Origin of the sequence: Bacteroides parvus (assembly GCF_017309675.2) — a bacterium.
Lineage (GTDB): Bacteria > Bacteroidota > Bacteroidia > Bacteroidales > Bacteroidaceae > Bacteroides > Bacteroides uniformis.
Genome location: NZ_CP084680.1, coordinates 2,923,932 through 2,937,138 on the forward strand (window position 1 = coordinate 2,923,932; position 13,207 = coordinate 2,937,138).

10 protein-coding genes are annotated in these 13,207 nt (G+C 48.6%); 5 read left to right on the plus strand and 5 right to left on the minus strand.

The annotated features are described in order from the left end of the window. Nucleotides 1–22: 22 nt before the first annotated feature. The 3 genes from JXR92_RS11825 to uvrB form a co-directional block, all read right to left on the minus strand. Nucleotides 23–3,364, minus strand: coding sequence for a UvrD-helicase domain-containing protein (locus JXR92_RS11825; RefSeq protein ID WP_138346061.1), 3,342 nt, complete (start codon nt 3,362–3,364; stop codon nt 23–25). Nucleotides 3,365–3,497: 133 nt separating this feature from the next. Continuing rightward, on the minus strand, nt 3,498–4,553 hold the full coding sequence (locus tag JXR92_RS11830) for a linear amide C-N hydrolase (RefSeq protein WP_117599726.1): 1,056 nt from the start codon (nt 4,551–4,553) through the stop codon (nt 3,498–3,500). 86 nt (nt 4,554–4,639) lie between these two features. Continuing rightward, nucleotides 4,640–6,700, minus strand: a complete 2,061-nt coding sequence (gene uvrB, locus JXR92_RS11835; protein ID WP_117964397.1) for an excinuclease ABC subunit UvrB — start codon at nt 6,698–6,700, stop codon at nt 4,640–4,642. A gap of 116 nt (nt 6,701–6,816) precedes the next feature. On the opposite strand from uvrB, the gene JXR92_RS11840 reads away from it, so the two are divergent. The 5 genes from JXR92_RS11840 (at nt 6,817) to JXR92_RS11860 (ending at nt 10,421) form a co-directional block, all read left to right on the plus strand. Further along, nucleotides 6,817–8,115 (plus strand): phenylacetate--CoA ligase family protein, encoded by a 1,299-nt coding sequence (locus JXR92_RS11840; protein WP_131226144.1) that lies wholly within the window; start codon nt 6,817–6,819, stop codon nt 8,113–8,115. Between the two features lie 44 nt (nt 8,116–8,159). Further along, nucleotides 8,160–8,585, plus strand: coding sequence for an amino acid-binding protein (locus tag JXR92_RS11845; protein ID WP_057098070.1), 426 nt, complete (start codon nt 8,160–8,162; stop codon nt 8,583–8,585). 196 nt (nt 8,586–8,781) lie between these two features. Next, nucleotides 8,782–9,600, plus strand: a complete 819-nt coding sequence (locus tag JXR92_RS11850; RefSeq protein WP_009038614.1) for an outer membrane protein assembly factor BamD — start codon at nt 8,782–8,784, stop codon at nt 9,598–9,600. 24 nt (nt 9,601–9,624) lie between these two features. Continuing rightward, the gene (locus JXR92_RS11855; protein ID WP_005825356.1) at nt 9,625–9,960 is read left to right on the plus strand and encodes a DNA-directed RNA polymerase subunit omega; all 336 of its coding nucleotides are present in this window, start codon (nt 9,625–9,627) and stop codon (nt 9,958–9,960) included. Continuing rightward, nucleotides 9,960–10,421, plus strand: coding sequence for a DUF4293 domain-containing protein (locus JXR92_RS11860; RefSeq protein WP_005825355.1), 462 nt, complete (start codon nt 9,960–9,962; stop codon nt 10,419–10,421). Before JXR92_RS11855 ends, JXR92_RS11860 begins: the two co-directional genes overlap by 1 nt. A 168-nt stretch (nt 10,422–10,589) precedes the next feature. On the opposite strand, the gene JXR92_RS11865 is transcribed toward JXR92_RS11860, so the two are convergent. Together JXR92_RS11865 and JXR92_RS11870 are read right to left on the minus strand one after the other, a co-directional pair. Then, nucleotides 10,590–11,291 carry a porin family protein gene (locus tag JXR92_RS11865; RefSeq protein ID WP_008663316.1) on the minus strand — a complete coding sequence of 234 codons (702 nt, stop codon included), beginning with the start codon at nt 11,289–11,291 and terminating at the stop codon, nt 10,590–10,592. 73 nt (nt 11,292–11,364) lie between these two features. After that, nucleotides 11,365–13,155 (minus strand): LysM peptidoglycan-binding domain-containing protein, encoded by a 1,791-nt coding sequence (locus JXR92_RS11870; RefSeq protein WP_117599497.1) that lies wholly within the window; start codon nt 13,153–13,155, stop codon nt 11,365–11,367. Between the last annotated feature and the right edge of the window lie 52 nt (nt 13,156–13,207).

Here is a 13,207-nt window from a genome sequence, read left to right on the forward strand (position 1 = left end):
TGATAGTGGATGGAGAGTGAGTTTATACCGGTTCTATGTTGTTCTCCTCTACATACCACAAGTAGCCCCGTATATTTTCTGCGGCATACCCCATGCGGACCAGCAGTTGCATGTATCTCTGTACTTGCTTGTTGTACTTCTTATTCGGCTTTCCGAACTTGAAGTCTACCACTACGATTTCTTCACCACGCATCATCACACGGTCCGGGCGGCGTGTCCGCAGTTCGCCGTTTTCCTGCCAGATGATGTCGCATTCATTGAACAGCCGCCACGTCCCCGAATACCAGTCCTTGACTTGGGGCAGGGAGAAGGCGCGTTCGGTGAGGTCGCGTATTTCTTCTTCCGTCTCACTTCGTCCAATTACTCCTTCAAAGACGAGCTGGCTGATGGCATTGTCAATATCTTCTTCGGTTTCGATAGCAGAGAATAAGGTATGCAGCAAACGTCCCCGGTTGATGAAACGCTGGCTGGATTCTGCTTCGTCCACTCCTGCTATGAAGTCTGCCGAACGGTTGGATTGCCGGAACTCGATGTCGTGGAGCATACTCTCCATGTGGACGGGCAGTTTGACCGGCTTTTGCGAAAGTCTGTTGACCGGTTGCTGTTCATAAACCTCAGGTTTACGTTCGCAGTATAGAGGTTTCTGTTCGTAGCATAGAGGTTTGGCTTCGTCATCAGTAGGGTTGTCTGCGTCATGCTGTGAGACGGGGATGGAGGAGAGACAAATCTTGCCGTTCTCGTATATGGCAGCTTCTTCGTCCCAACTGCCTGCTCCGTCTTTGGCTATGCGGGGCAAGGTGTTGGCAAGGAGTTCGGACATGGTTCCCTTCTGTTCCTTCCGGCTCCAGAGGATGAGGTTCTTGCCGGCACGGGTAAAGGCCACGTACAGCAGATTCAGATTGTCCACCCATAGCTGAAGCCGTTCGTGCAGATAGTCCTGCCGGTATATGGATTCCGCCATGGTGGTGGAATAGTTCACCGGCACTAAGCTGATGGCATTATAGGGCTCTTCCGGTGGGATGCACCACACCAGCTGGTTGTTGGTTTCGTTCTCCAGCTTCCAGTCGCAGAAGGGAATCAGTACGGTATGGAATTCCAGTCCTTTGGACTTGTGGATGGAGAGGATACGTATACCGTCCATCTCACCGCTGGGGATGGTCTTGCTGCAAAGGGTTTCGTCCCAGTAGCGGATGAAGCTGTCCAGCTCGGAAGAATTGCTTTGCAGATACTCCGTCACAGCATCGAAAAAGGAGAAGAGGTAGGCATCCTGCTTTTCAATGCAGCTCATGGTGAAGATGCTGAACAGTTCTTCCAGTAACTCATACAAAGGCATCAGGCGCAGCGTTTCCCGTCGGGAGGTAAAGGCTTCGGGAAGGGGAGTGGCTGTTGTGAATTCCGGTTGCTCGTCATTTGTCATTTGTAATTTGTAATTCTCCATCAGTGCAGCCTCCGCAATCTTGTTCTCCGGATTCGACAGGCAGCGCAGGGCATCCATCAGCATGCAGATGGCAAGGGAGGCATCCAGACGGAAAGCTTCGTCGGACACGACAGAGAGATGCAGCTCTTTGTCGAAATAGTCGGCTATCGGTGGGATATTCTTGTTCTTGCGGACAAGGATAGTGATGTCATTCAGTGTTACGCCCTCTTCCAGCAGCCGCTGTACTTCTTCTCCTAAGGCGAGAAGGGTCTGCTCTGTATAGTTGTGTTCATCGTCCGGTTCAAGGAAGGCAGCTTTTACGTAGCCGTACTCCGTGTTCTTGGGCGATTCCTGCACTACGTCGGCATAAGCGCGTTTCAGGGGTAGGCAATCCTCTTTCAGTTCGTTCAGGTGTAGCGCATTGAGGTAGTCTATGGCAGCGGTAAATACTTGGTTGTTGAAACGGATAATGTTGGTTTCGCTACGTCGGTTTGTTTTTAGGGTTTCCACACGGACGGGGAAGTTGTTTAATGGAGAACTTGATTCTCTATTCTCCATTTTCAATTCTTCATTGCCTAAACTATTCAGTATTCCCCAGTCCCCGTTCCGCCAGCGGTAGATGGACTGCTTCACATCTCCCACAATCAGACTGTCGGCTCCTTGCGAAAGTCCTTCGAGCAGCAGCAGGCGGAAGTTGTCCCATTGCATGCGGCTGGTGTCCTGGAACTCGTCAATCATGACGTTGCGTATGTTGGCGCCGATTTTCTCGAAGACGAACGAAGAGTCACCCTCGCGCACCAGTTTGTGCAGTAGGGCGTTGGTATCCGAGAGCAGAAAGCGGTTGTGCTCCCGGTTTAGCGTGCGTACCTCTTCGTCGATATGATTGAGAAGTTGCAGTTTGTTGAGGTGCTGGAGCGAGAGGCGGCAACTGTTTAGGGTACGGTTGCGTTGCGGACGCATTCTTTCGGCTTCCTGCAGTAGAGGCATCAGACTGGTTTCTGCCAGACGGATGATGTCGTCCTTTCGTGAGGATGTTTTCGTTGCCCAGTTTTTTGCATCTGTCAGGCTGTTTTGCAGGGTGGCGTTCAGCACATCCTTGTCAGAAAGTCTGCCATCGCGCAGCTTGCGGAAGTAACTGCCGATACCTCGGGCACCTCCTTTCAAGTCTTCGGGAGTAAGGGCATGCCCTTCCAGTTCGCCCTCAAACTGGTCGTAGAAGCTTTTCATCTGTTCCAGAGCCTCGGTTTCCATATCGCGCAGCACATCCCGGTAGAGTTTCAGCGTATTCGGAGTACGCAGGCATTGCCGTAGTTTTTCACCGCGTTCTATGTAGCTTTCATCGAAGATATTTCGTCCGAAACTTTTCACCTCGTTCGATACGTTCCAGCGTTTGTCGTCGCGGATACGCTCGTCGATGTAGTCCAGTAGCCACGCCAGCACGGGAGAAGTGGGGGTAAGTTTTTCGATGAGGCTGTCTACGGCATCACTCAGCACTTCACTGTTGTTCAGCTCTATGCTTAGGTTAGGACTCAGTTCCAGTTCGCGGGCAAGGTTGCGCATCACGGATTGGAAGAAGGAGTCGATGGTTTCCACTCGGAAACGGCTGTAGTCGTGCAGCATGTATTGCAGTGCCATGCCGGCCCGTTGGCGGATGTCTTCGTCCGTCAACAGCCGATTGTTTCCGTTTCCCGCCTTTTCATCTTTTATCCTTAACCCTTCATCCTTAATCCTTTCCAAATACGCTTTCGATGCGGGTTCTCCCTTCCAGATGCCGTAAAGCTGTGTCAGTATGCGCTCCTTCATCTCTGCCGTGGCCTTGTTAGTGAAGGTTACGGCAAGTATCTGCCGGTAGGCGCGTGGATTGATTATCAAATGCTTGATGTATTCCACAGCCAGCGTAAAGGTCTTGCCGGAGCCGGCGGAGGCTTTGTATACTAATAATTCCATGTAAGTTGCTGCATTGAGTATATATCTGCAAACGTACATAAAAATAATGAAAAAATGAATGCTTCCCTGCTTTCTCTTAATAGAAATAAGTGGGGAAGCATCCGTTATCAAGAGGCTATACGTATGGTCTATACTACATTACCGGTGTCTGGAATAGGAATACAAATCCCTTGCTGTCTTTCAAATCTTTTACGGCATCTCCTGCATAGATTTCTCCGTTCGTCAGCGAAAGCTTCTTGATGCTTGCATTCGGACTGAAATCAATTTTATTCAGGTCGAGCCAGAACAAGTTGGGAGTCATGGTAGATTCAAAATAATATACTTTGTTTTTCTGGTCGGATACAGAACGCCAACGGGTGGAGGAGATATGAGGCTTGTCCGGTGTGGTGATACCGAACGGTACAGAAACATTGCGCATTACGCTCAATACACTGGGTACGGCAATCTTTGCATCTGCTGTTTGCGGAATGGCATTGATGTAGAATGATGCGCGTACAAAGCGGTCGCTGGAGCGGTTGGTTCCCGGTAACATATTCAGTCCGCCTACCTCTTTCCAATAGTCGTTGATACCCAGCTGGAGTTCATATTTGGGAGAGTTGGTCATTACTTGATATTGCTTTCCTTCATGTATCTCAAGGTTTCCGTCTATGTATTCCAAGACAGCCGTGTTTCCGGTTTCATCTGTGATGGCTAGATGCAGGGTGGAAGCGGCACCGTTGGGCAGGTCCGGTGCATCAATGCGGAAGGATTCTTTTTTCAGTTCATCTACAGCTTCGCGTACGGTTGCAAAATTGTCGAGTACGTATTGCGTCCAGATACTGATGCCCATAATCGGGCGGTTGTCTCCCGGTCGATGGTAAACGGACTCTGGAAGGAAGAGCAGGCTGGCAACCAGACCTTTCTCGTTCATACCGTCGCAGGTTCCTATGTCATAACCGGTGGCAATGACACTGCCGTACCTGGAAGTCCAGTTCACCGTATTTCCTTTGTTGTAACCTGCCCTCTGCATGCCTCGTGGGAATACATAGATGTTACTCATAAGGTCTTCTTTCCAGTCCATCGTACGTCCCGTAATGACTGTATTGTCAGGACCGATGTAGGTGGCGCGGGTACACGCTTCTGTTTGTTGTACACTCATGGCGGCTATGGCAGCCAGTGCAACAGCTATTGTCTTTATTGGTTTATTCATCTCGCTTTTGTTTTTATGATTAATACTCTGTTTCATAGAGTAACAAAAGGAGAGGAGTATAGTTTGAGGAAAAGAGGTGAAATTCCTTACTCGTCTTTTTCTTTCAGCAATTCTTCCATTTTCAGTACTTCGTCACGGTACTGGGCGGCTTCGATAAAGTCGAGCTTCTTGGCGGCTTCCTGCATAAGCTTCTTGGTACGTTCGATACTCTTTTCCAGTTGCTTGCGGCTCATGTACTGCACTATCGGGTCGGCAGCCAGCGTAGATGTACTTTCTTGTTCCACATAGGGACGGGGGGCACTGGAAGTGAACTTCTCGCCGCTGAGGACGGCTTCGCCGGCAGCCTCGTTGGTGGCAAACACATTGAGGTTCTTCGCTTTCTTGATTTGCTGGGGCGTGATGCCGTGCTCTTCGTTGTACTTCAACTGTTTCTCGCGACGGCGGTTGGTTTCGTCGATGGTCAGTTGCATGCTGTCCGTTATCTTGTCGGCATACATGATGACCATGCCGTTCACGTTACGGGCGGCACGCCCGGCAGTCTGTGTCAGTGAGCGATGGGAACGGAGGAAACCTTCCTTGTCTGCATCGAGGATGGCAACGAGAGAGACTTCGGGCAGGTCGAGGCCTTCACGCAGCAGATTGACGCCGACAAGTACATCGTAAACGCCTTCGCGCAAGTCACCCATAATCTTTACACGCTCCAAAGTATCTACGTCGCTGTGGATGTAATTACACTTCACGTTGTTGTTCAGCAGATATTCCGTCAGTTCTTCCGCCATTCGTTTGGTGAGGGTGGTGACGAGGGTACGCTCGTTCTTCTCGATGCGCAGCTGTATCTCTTCCATTAGGTCATCTATCTGGTTGTGGCTGGGACGTACCTGGATGATAGGGTCCAAGAGTCCGGTCGGGCGGATGACCTGCTCTACTACGATGCCTTCGGATTTCATCAGCTCGTAATCTGCCGGTGTGGCGCTGACATAAATCACTTGCTTGGCCATCTCCTCGAATTCATCGAACTTCAGCGGGCGGTTATCCATGGCAGCCGGCAAGCGGAACCCGTACTCCACCAGGTTTATCTTGCGGGCACGGTCACCTCCATACATGGCACGTATCTGCGGAACGCTGACATGGCTTTCGTCAATGACTATCAGGAAATCTTCGGGGAAGAAGTCCAGCAGGCAGTAGGGGCGGGTACCGGCAGCACGTCCGTCAAAGTAGCGCGAATAATTCTCAATGCCGGAGCAATGCCCCAATTCGCGTATCATTTCCATATCGTAGGTCACCCGTTCCTGCAAGCGTTTGGCTTCGAATGGGCGGCCTTCGTTTTCAAACCATTGTACCTGCTTGTGAAGGTCGTCCTCTATTTCGTGGATGGCACGTAATGTGGCTTCTTTGGTGGTCATGAAGAGGTTGGCGGGATAAATCTTATAAGCGTCGAACTTGGCAACAGTTACGCCGCTCAGAGGGTCTACCTCTTCAATGCTATCCACCTCGTCTCCCCAAAAGGTGACGCGCAGCAGGTTGTCGGCGTAAGCCAGATAAATGTCCACCGTATCGCCTTTCACGCGGAAGTTGCCACGGTTCAGGTCAATGTCGTTGCGTACATAAAGACTGTCCACCAAGCGTCGCAGGAAGACATTGCGACTGAAATTCTTGCCTTGCTGCACTTCGATGACGTTGTTATAGAAGTCTGCCGGGTTCCCCATGCCGTAGATGCACGAAACGGAGGATACCACCACTACGTCTTTTCTGCCCGAAAGCAGGGCCGAGGTGGCGGCAAGGCGCAACTTGTCTATCTCGTCGTTGATGGCAAGGTCTTTTTCTATATAAGTGTCCGAAGAGGGCAGATAGGCTTCGGGCTGGTAATAGTCGTAGTAGGACACATAGTATTCCACAGCATTGTTCGGGAAGAATCCTTTGAACTCGCTGTACAACTGGGCGGCCAGCGTCTTGTTGTGGCTCAATATCAGCGTTGGTTTGTTGATGTTGGCAATGACGTTGGCTATGGTGAATGTCTTTCCGGACCCGGTGACACCAAGTAATGTCTGTGCGGGAAGCCCCTCGCGCACGCCTTCGGTCAGCTGTGCGATGGCCTCCGGTTGGTCACCGGTGGGCTGGTAAGCGGATGTCAGTTCGAATTTGTTCATTTTCTCTTCTTAGAAGCGGCAATATTCGGTAAAATCTTTGAGATAAACAAAATTTTTTTGTTTACTTTGCAGCTATATTGATAATAACCATTAATAATTGTAATACAACGAAAAACATGATTTGGAATGAAAGCATCGAATGCATGGACCGCGAAAGCCTTCGTAAAATCCAGAGCATTCGTCTCAAAAAGACTGTGGAACGTGTGTATCATGACACTCCTTTTTACCGTAAGAAAATGCAGGAACTGGGAATTACTCCCGATGACATAAACAGTATAGATGATATTGTAAAACTGCCTTTTACCACCAAGTATGACTTGCGGGACAATTATCCCTTTGGCCTCTGTGCCGTACCTATGAGCCAGATTGTGCGTATTCATGCCTCTTCCGGCACTACTGGAAAGCCCACTGTAGTAGGCTATACCCGGAAAGACCTTTCAGTATGGTCCGAATGCCTTTCACGGGCCTTTACCGCCTATGGTGCCGGTAGTTCGGATATTTTCCAGGTGTCCTACGGTTACGGACTTTTCACCGGCGGACTGGGTGCGCATGCCGGTGCCGAGAATATCGGAGCTTCTGTCATCCCGATGTCCAGCGGTAATACAGAGAAGCAGATTACACTGATGCATGATTTCGGTTCTACCGTGCTTTGCTGCACACCCTCATACGCCCTCTATCTGGCAGATGCCATCAAGGACTCCGGCCTTCCCCGAGAAGATTTCAAGTTGAAAATAGGAGCCTTTGGCGCCGAGCCATGGACCGAAAATATGCGTCGGGATATTGAAACAAAGCTGGGAATCAAGGCTTTTGATATTTATGGACTTAGCGAGATTGCCGGTCCCGGTGTAGGTTACGAGTGCGAGTGCCAGCACGGCACTCACCTCAACGAAGACCATTACTTCCCCGAGATTGTAGACCCGAAGACCCTCGAACCGGTTGCCCCTGGAGAAACCGGCGAATTGGTGTTCACTCACCTTACCAAAGAGGGGATGCCGCTGTTGCGCTACCGTACCAAGGACCTCACCGCCCTGCACTACGATAAGTGCTCCTGTGGACGCACACTGGTCCGTATGGACCGCATTTTGGGACGTAGCGATGACATGCTGATTATTCGTGGTGTCAATGTATTCCCCACCCAGATCGAGTCTGTCATTCTCGAAATGCCGGAGTTCGAACCTCACTACCTCTTACTGGTAGATCGCAAGAACAATACCGATACCATGGAGTTGCAGGTTGAAGTTCGTCCCGAATACTATTCCGACGAAATCAACAAGATGCTGGCTTTGAAGAAGAAGCTCGTAGCCCGCCTGCAGAGCGTACTCGGTCTCGGTGTAGATGTCCGTCTGGTAGAACCACGCAGTATTGAGCGCAGCGTAGGCAAAGCCAAGCGCGTCATCGACAACCGCAAATTGTAATTGCCAAATTGTAAATTGTAAATTGTCAAATAGTAAATGAACCTATGGTAGCAAAACAACTTTCCATTTTTCTGGAGAACAAGTCCGGCCGCCTCACAGAGGTGACTGAAGTTCTTGCAAAAGAAGGTGTCAACCTTTCTGCTCTATGTATTGCAGAGAATGCCGATTTCGGTATCCTTCGTGGTATTGTTTCTGAACCGGATAAAGCATATAAAGCTTTGAAAGATAATCACTTCGCTGTGAATGTAACGGATGTGGTAGGCATCAGTTGTCCCAATATTCCCGGCTCATTGGCGAAAGTGCTCCGCTTCCTCTCCGATGAAGGTGTCTTCATCGAGTACATGTATTCCTTTGCCAACGGTGAAACGGCCAATGTCATCATCCGTCCTAACGACATGGATAACTGCATCCGTGTATTGACAGAAAAAAAGGTTGATTTGCTGGCGGCAAGCGATTTGTATAAGCTGTAAAATGTAAAAATAGTGATTAGCGATTAGTGGTTGGTGGTTGCGCTATTACTCCGCATGGCACTAACCGCTAATCCCTAATTCCTAACCATTAATCCTTATTTCCTGCCCGTTCGTCTGGTTTTTGAAAAATTAAGGCTCGTATCGTTGCTTTATTCGATGCGAACCCCTATCTTTGCGCATTATTTGAACAAAAGTAATGAAGAAGAACATCCTAATAACTCTGCTTGCAGCATTGCTGCTCTCCTCGTGTGGAGAATACAACAAATTGCTGAAAAGCACAGATTACGAATACAAGTACGAAGCGGCAAAAAATTACTTCGCAAAAGGTCAGTATAACCGTGCTGCCACTTTGCTCAACGAATTGATTGCTATTCTCAAAGGTACTGATAAGGCAGAGGAATCCCTCTATATGCTGGGCATGAGTTACTATAACCAGAAGGATTATCAGACTGCTGCGCAGACTTTCATTCAATACTACAACGTTTATCCCCGCGGTACATTCACAGAACTGGCACGTTTCCACGCCGGTAAAGCTTTGTATCTGGATACTCCGGAGCCGCGTTTGGACCAATCCGGCACGTATAGCGCCATCCAGCAGTTGCAGATGTTTATGGAATACTTCCCGCAAAGTTCCAAGAAAGAGGAGGCGCAGAACATGATATTTGCCTTGCAGGACAAGCTGGTGATGAAGGAGTATCTGTCTGCAAAACTTTATTATAATATGGGTAATTATCTGGGTAACAACTATCAGGCTTGCGTTATCACTGCGCAGAATGCTTTGAAGGATTATCCCTATACCAACCTGCGTGAAGATTTATCCATTCTTATCTTGCGTGCCAAGTATGAGTTGGCTGTATACAGTGTGGAAGACAAAAGGGCAGAACGTTACCGCGAAGCTGTGGATGAATGTTATGCCTTTAAAAATGAGTTCCCCGAAAGTAAGTATATGAAGGAAGTCGACCGAATCTTTAAGGAAGCACAGAAAATGCTGGGAGAAGGAAGTGAAGAGCAATAATATAATAATACAATAGATAAATTTATGGATTACAGAAAGACAAATGCTCCTACTACTACGGTGACCCGTGATATGATGGAGTTGTGTGAGGATACCGGTAATGTATACGAAAGCGTAGCGATTATCGGAAAACGTGCCAACCAGATTAGTGTGGAAATCAAGAATGACCTTTCCAAAAAGCTTGCTGAGTTTGCCTCTTACAATGATAATTTGGAAGAAGTGTTCGAAAACCGGGAACAGATTGAGATTTCCCGCTATTACGAAAAACTGCCGAAGCCGACATTGATTGCAACACAAGAGTATGTGGAGGGTAAGATTTACTATCGTAACCCGGCTAAGGAAAAAGAAAAATTACAGTAATGATACAACGTATTCAATCTGTTTATTTGTTGTTGGTAACTATCCTGTTGGTTGTGGCAATTTGCATGCCTGTAGGACAGTTCATCGGAGCGGACGGAGTGACGGCGCATGTTTTCAAACCTCTGGGAGTGGCTTTGGCCGACGGAGGATTTCAGTCTACTTGGGGCTTGTTCGGGATATTGTTGCTCAGTGCACTTGTTGCCTTCTGTACGATATTCCTTTTCCGTAACCGTATGTTGCAAATACGCATGACGATTTTCAGCAGCATTCTGCTGATAGGCTACTACATAGCCTTCTGTGTATTTATGTTTATTTTGAAGGGTGATTTGGATGCAATGACTTTCCAGTTAGGATGGGCGCTTTGCCTTCCGGTGGTAGCCATCATCCTTAACTATCTGGCCTTCCGTGCCATCTACAAAGATGAGGTGATGGTGAAGGCGGCAGACCGTTTAAGAAGATAAGAAGGTTTATCTACTTGATAATAACAAAAGGCAGACCACGTATTTCATTCGGAATACGTGGTCTGCCTTTTTTATCGTTTCCGCTTGAGGTTAAGCCGTTCCATTATACTGTTCCCATTAGAGGAAATTGTCGTTCCTACGTGTGGAAACGGGTGTCTCCTATAAGCATTACTTCTTCAAGTCGAAGAGATAAGTTATCTTGGCCGTAATGACTCCGTGTGCGGAGCGTGAGAAAAAGTCTTTCTTGGTGCTGCCATAGAAATCGGATAAAGCATAGTAGTATCTTCCTTCTACGATGAAATTGCCTGCCTTGGTGCGCAGCTCTATGCCTGCTCCGCCTGCAATGCCGTAGTCGAATTTGTTGTCTATGGCCTTGCCGTGCTGTTCCACGGTGATGTTGGTGTAGGATTCTGCTACAGTGCCGTCCCAGTCGCCGTCTATTTTTTCGCTGTCGCCAAGCAGGAAACCTATCTGCGGACCGGCATGGATGAAGAATTGCAAACCGCGGTCCTTGCCGAATGCCAGATGTGCCAGGAACGGTATTTCCACATAGTTCATGGTGCGGGTGTAGCTCAGTGTGGGATAGTCCTCGTAATACTCGTCCCAACCGTGTTGTGAGAAGTTCAGCTCGATTTGTGCACCGCAAATCATACTGAAGTATTTTTCGGAAATGTATCGGGCTGTTACACCGCCGTTGATACCCATCAGATTCTTCTGCTTGACAGAGGGAGAGAAGCTTACGCTATTCAGATTGATGCCTCCATTGACGCCCACAGCGAAGTTGTGGCGTTGCTCGCCCACCTGCGCATGCAGGGGCAATATACATGCACACACCAGCAGGGCGAATATGATGATTGTTCTCAGGTTCATGTTATAAGTTATAAGTTACAAGCTACAAGTTAATAGTTATATAGTGGATTATCAGATTATTAATCCTTAATCCCTAATCAAAGTCCAACTTCACCAGCTCAAAGTTCTTGGTGAAGTGCACGAAGAACACCTTCTTGTTGATGAAGCCTCCCCAGTTGTTTACCCGTTGGAACTTGAAGCCGGTCTGGATGGGAATCAAATCCAGTCCCTGCATGTTCTTCTCGAAAGAAGAGCCATAGCGCGCAAGTCCTTTCAGGAAGAAATAACCGGTATCGAAGCCCAGCATTCCGAATTTGGGATAGCGCTCGTCCATCTCCTTGCCATACCATCTGCGGTAGTTTTTGGTAAAGTTGATGGCGGCAGGCAGCAGGTTGTTGGTATAGAAAGAGGAATAGAAATAGGTGTCCAGTTCAAAGAAGGCTTCCAAGTGGTCTTTGGTGTAGGTCTGCCATTCCGGATAGCCGAACAGATGGATACGGCTTTCGGGTTGTTCGCGCACCAATAAGGTCAATTGGGGAAGTATCTTAATCAATGTCAGGTTACTGCCGGATGTGGGGATAAAGATATTCTCACGGTCCGTGCGTAATACTGTTTTCAGGGATTCTACGGTGACATCCTCTTTCAAGCTCTTCATCGGGATGGAACGGTTGCGCAGTTCATCTTTCAGTCCCTTGATGAATTCTGCCTTGTCCTTGGTGCCCTGGCTGGCTTCAATGAAGATGACGTTGGCATTGGGGAACTGGCGCACAAAGTGGTCGTACACCTCGGAGTACAGATAGGATTGGGGGGTATTTATCTGATAGACCGCCGGATTCTGGAATACCGTGTTGTCTTTCGATGTGAATGGTATCACCAGGCGTGTGTCTTGTTTCTTGGCAAACTCGGCCAGAGGTTTGATGTGCTGTTGGTACAGAGGCCCGAAGATGATGTCCATGTCTTTCATCTCGCTTTTGCCCAGGATGGAGTTCAGCGAGGCACTTTCGGGACCAGAATTGTAAGTGTACAAGTCAATGGAAGTGCCAGTACGTTTCAAGCTGTCTACGGCCATCAGCAGGCCTTCGTAGTATTCCACCATACGGGAAGACTCGCTCTTTGATACCCCGTCCAGGAAGGGAAGGATGACGGCAGCCTTGATGGTGCTGAAGCGTTCTGTCTTTTTCCGGTTTTCACGGAACAGCTCGCTGTCGGTAGGTATTGCCTGCGACTGGATATTTTGCTCCGTCTGTGCTTTGGGATAGGGAATGCAGAGGAAGGTTCCCTTCTTTATTTTGTTTTCGCCTTTTAATTCCGGGTTGGCGGCTATCAGTTCGGCTTCGCTGATGCCGTATTCACGGCTGATGCTGAATACGGTTTCTTTCCGCTTCACTTTATGCATGTCACGGCATCGTGACTCTACGGGGCCGAGAATATTGTTGTTGGCAACCACAGTGCTGCTTTGTGTCTCAACCGGGACCATGGTTTGGGGCTCGGTTGTGGAAGGGATACGGATTACTTGTCCGATACGGAAATTCTCGGCGCTCAGTCCCGGGTTGGCGTCACAGATGGCTTTGGCAGATACATTGTATTTCACGGTCAGTCGGTAAAGGGTCTCACCGGTTTCGATGGTATGGTATGTTTCTTTTTGTATGTTGGCAGCGCTGCGTGGAATACGCAATGTGCGTCCGATGAATATTTTCTCGTCACTGCCGGGGTTCAGTTTGATGATGTCCGACTGGCTGACGCCGTACATGCTGGCGATGGAGTAGAGACTTTGTCCTTTTTCGATAGTATGCAGAAAATAAGATTGATTCTCTTGTGCTATTGCACCGATACTGCATGCACTGGCAAGCAGCAGGGAGCAGATAATGCGGTTAATCGTTTTCATTCAGTAATCGTTGGTTTATGTTTACAATTTCCCAAAGTAGCTGCAAAGGTAC

Coding starts and splice junctions, on each gene's coding strand:
- JXR92_RS11825 (WP_138346061.1), bottom strand. CDS start 3,364: ATGGAATTATTAGTATACAAAGCCTCCGCCGGCTCCGGCAAGACCTTT.
- JXR92_RS11830 (WP_117599726.1), bottom strand. CDS start 4,553: ATGAATAAACCAATAAAGACAATAGCTGTTGCACTGGCTGCCATAGCC.
- uvrB (WP_117964397.1), bottom strand. CDS start 6,700: ATGAACAAATTCGAACTGACATCCGCTTACCAGCCCACCGGTGACCAA.
- JXR92_RS11840 (WP_131226144.1), top strand. CDS start 6,817: ATGATTTGGAATGAAAGCATCGAATGCATGGACCGCGAAAGCCTTCGT.
- JXR92_RS11845 (WP_057098070.1), top strand. CDS start 8,160: ATGGTAGCAAAACAACTTTCCATTTTTCTGGAGAACAAGTCCGGCCGC.
- JXR92_RS11850 (WP_009038614.1), top strand. CDS start 8,782: ATGAAGAAGAACATCCTAATAACTCTGCTTGCAGCATTGCTGCTCTCC.
- JXR92_RS11855 (WP_005825356.1), top strand. CDS start 9,625: ATGGATTACAGAAAGACAAATGCTCCTACTACTACGGTGACCCGTGAT.
- JXR92_RS11860 (WP_005825355.1), top strand. CDS start 9,960: ATGATACAACGTATTCAATCTGTTTATTTGTTGTTGGTAACTATCCTG.
- JXR92_RS11865 (WP_008663316.1), bottom strand. CDS start 11,291: ATGAACCTGAGAACAATCATCATATTCGCCCTGCTGGTGTGTGCATGT.
- JXR92_RS11870 (WP_117599497.1), bottom strand. CDS start 13,155: ATGAAAACGATTAACCGCATTATCTGCTCCCTGCTGCTTGCCAGTGCA.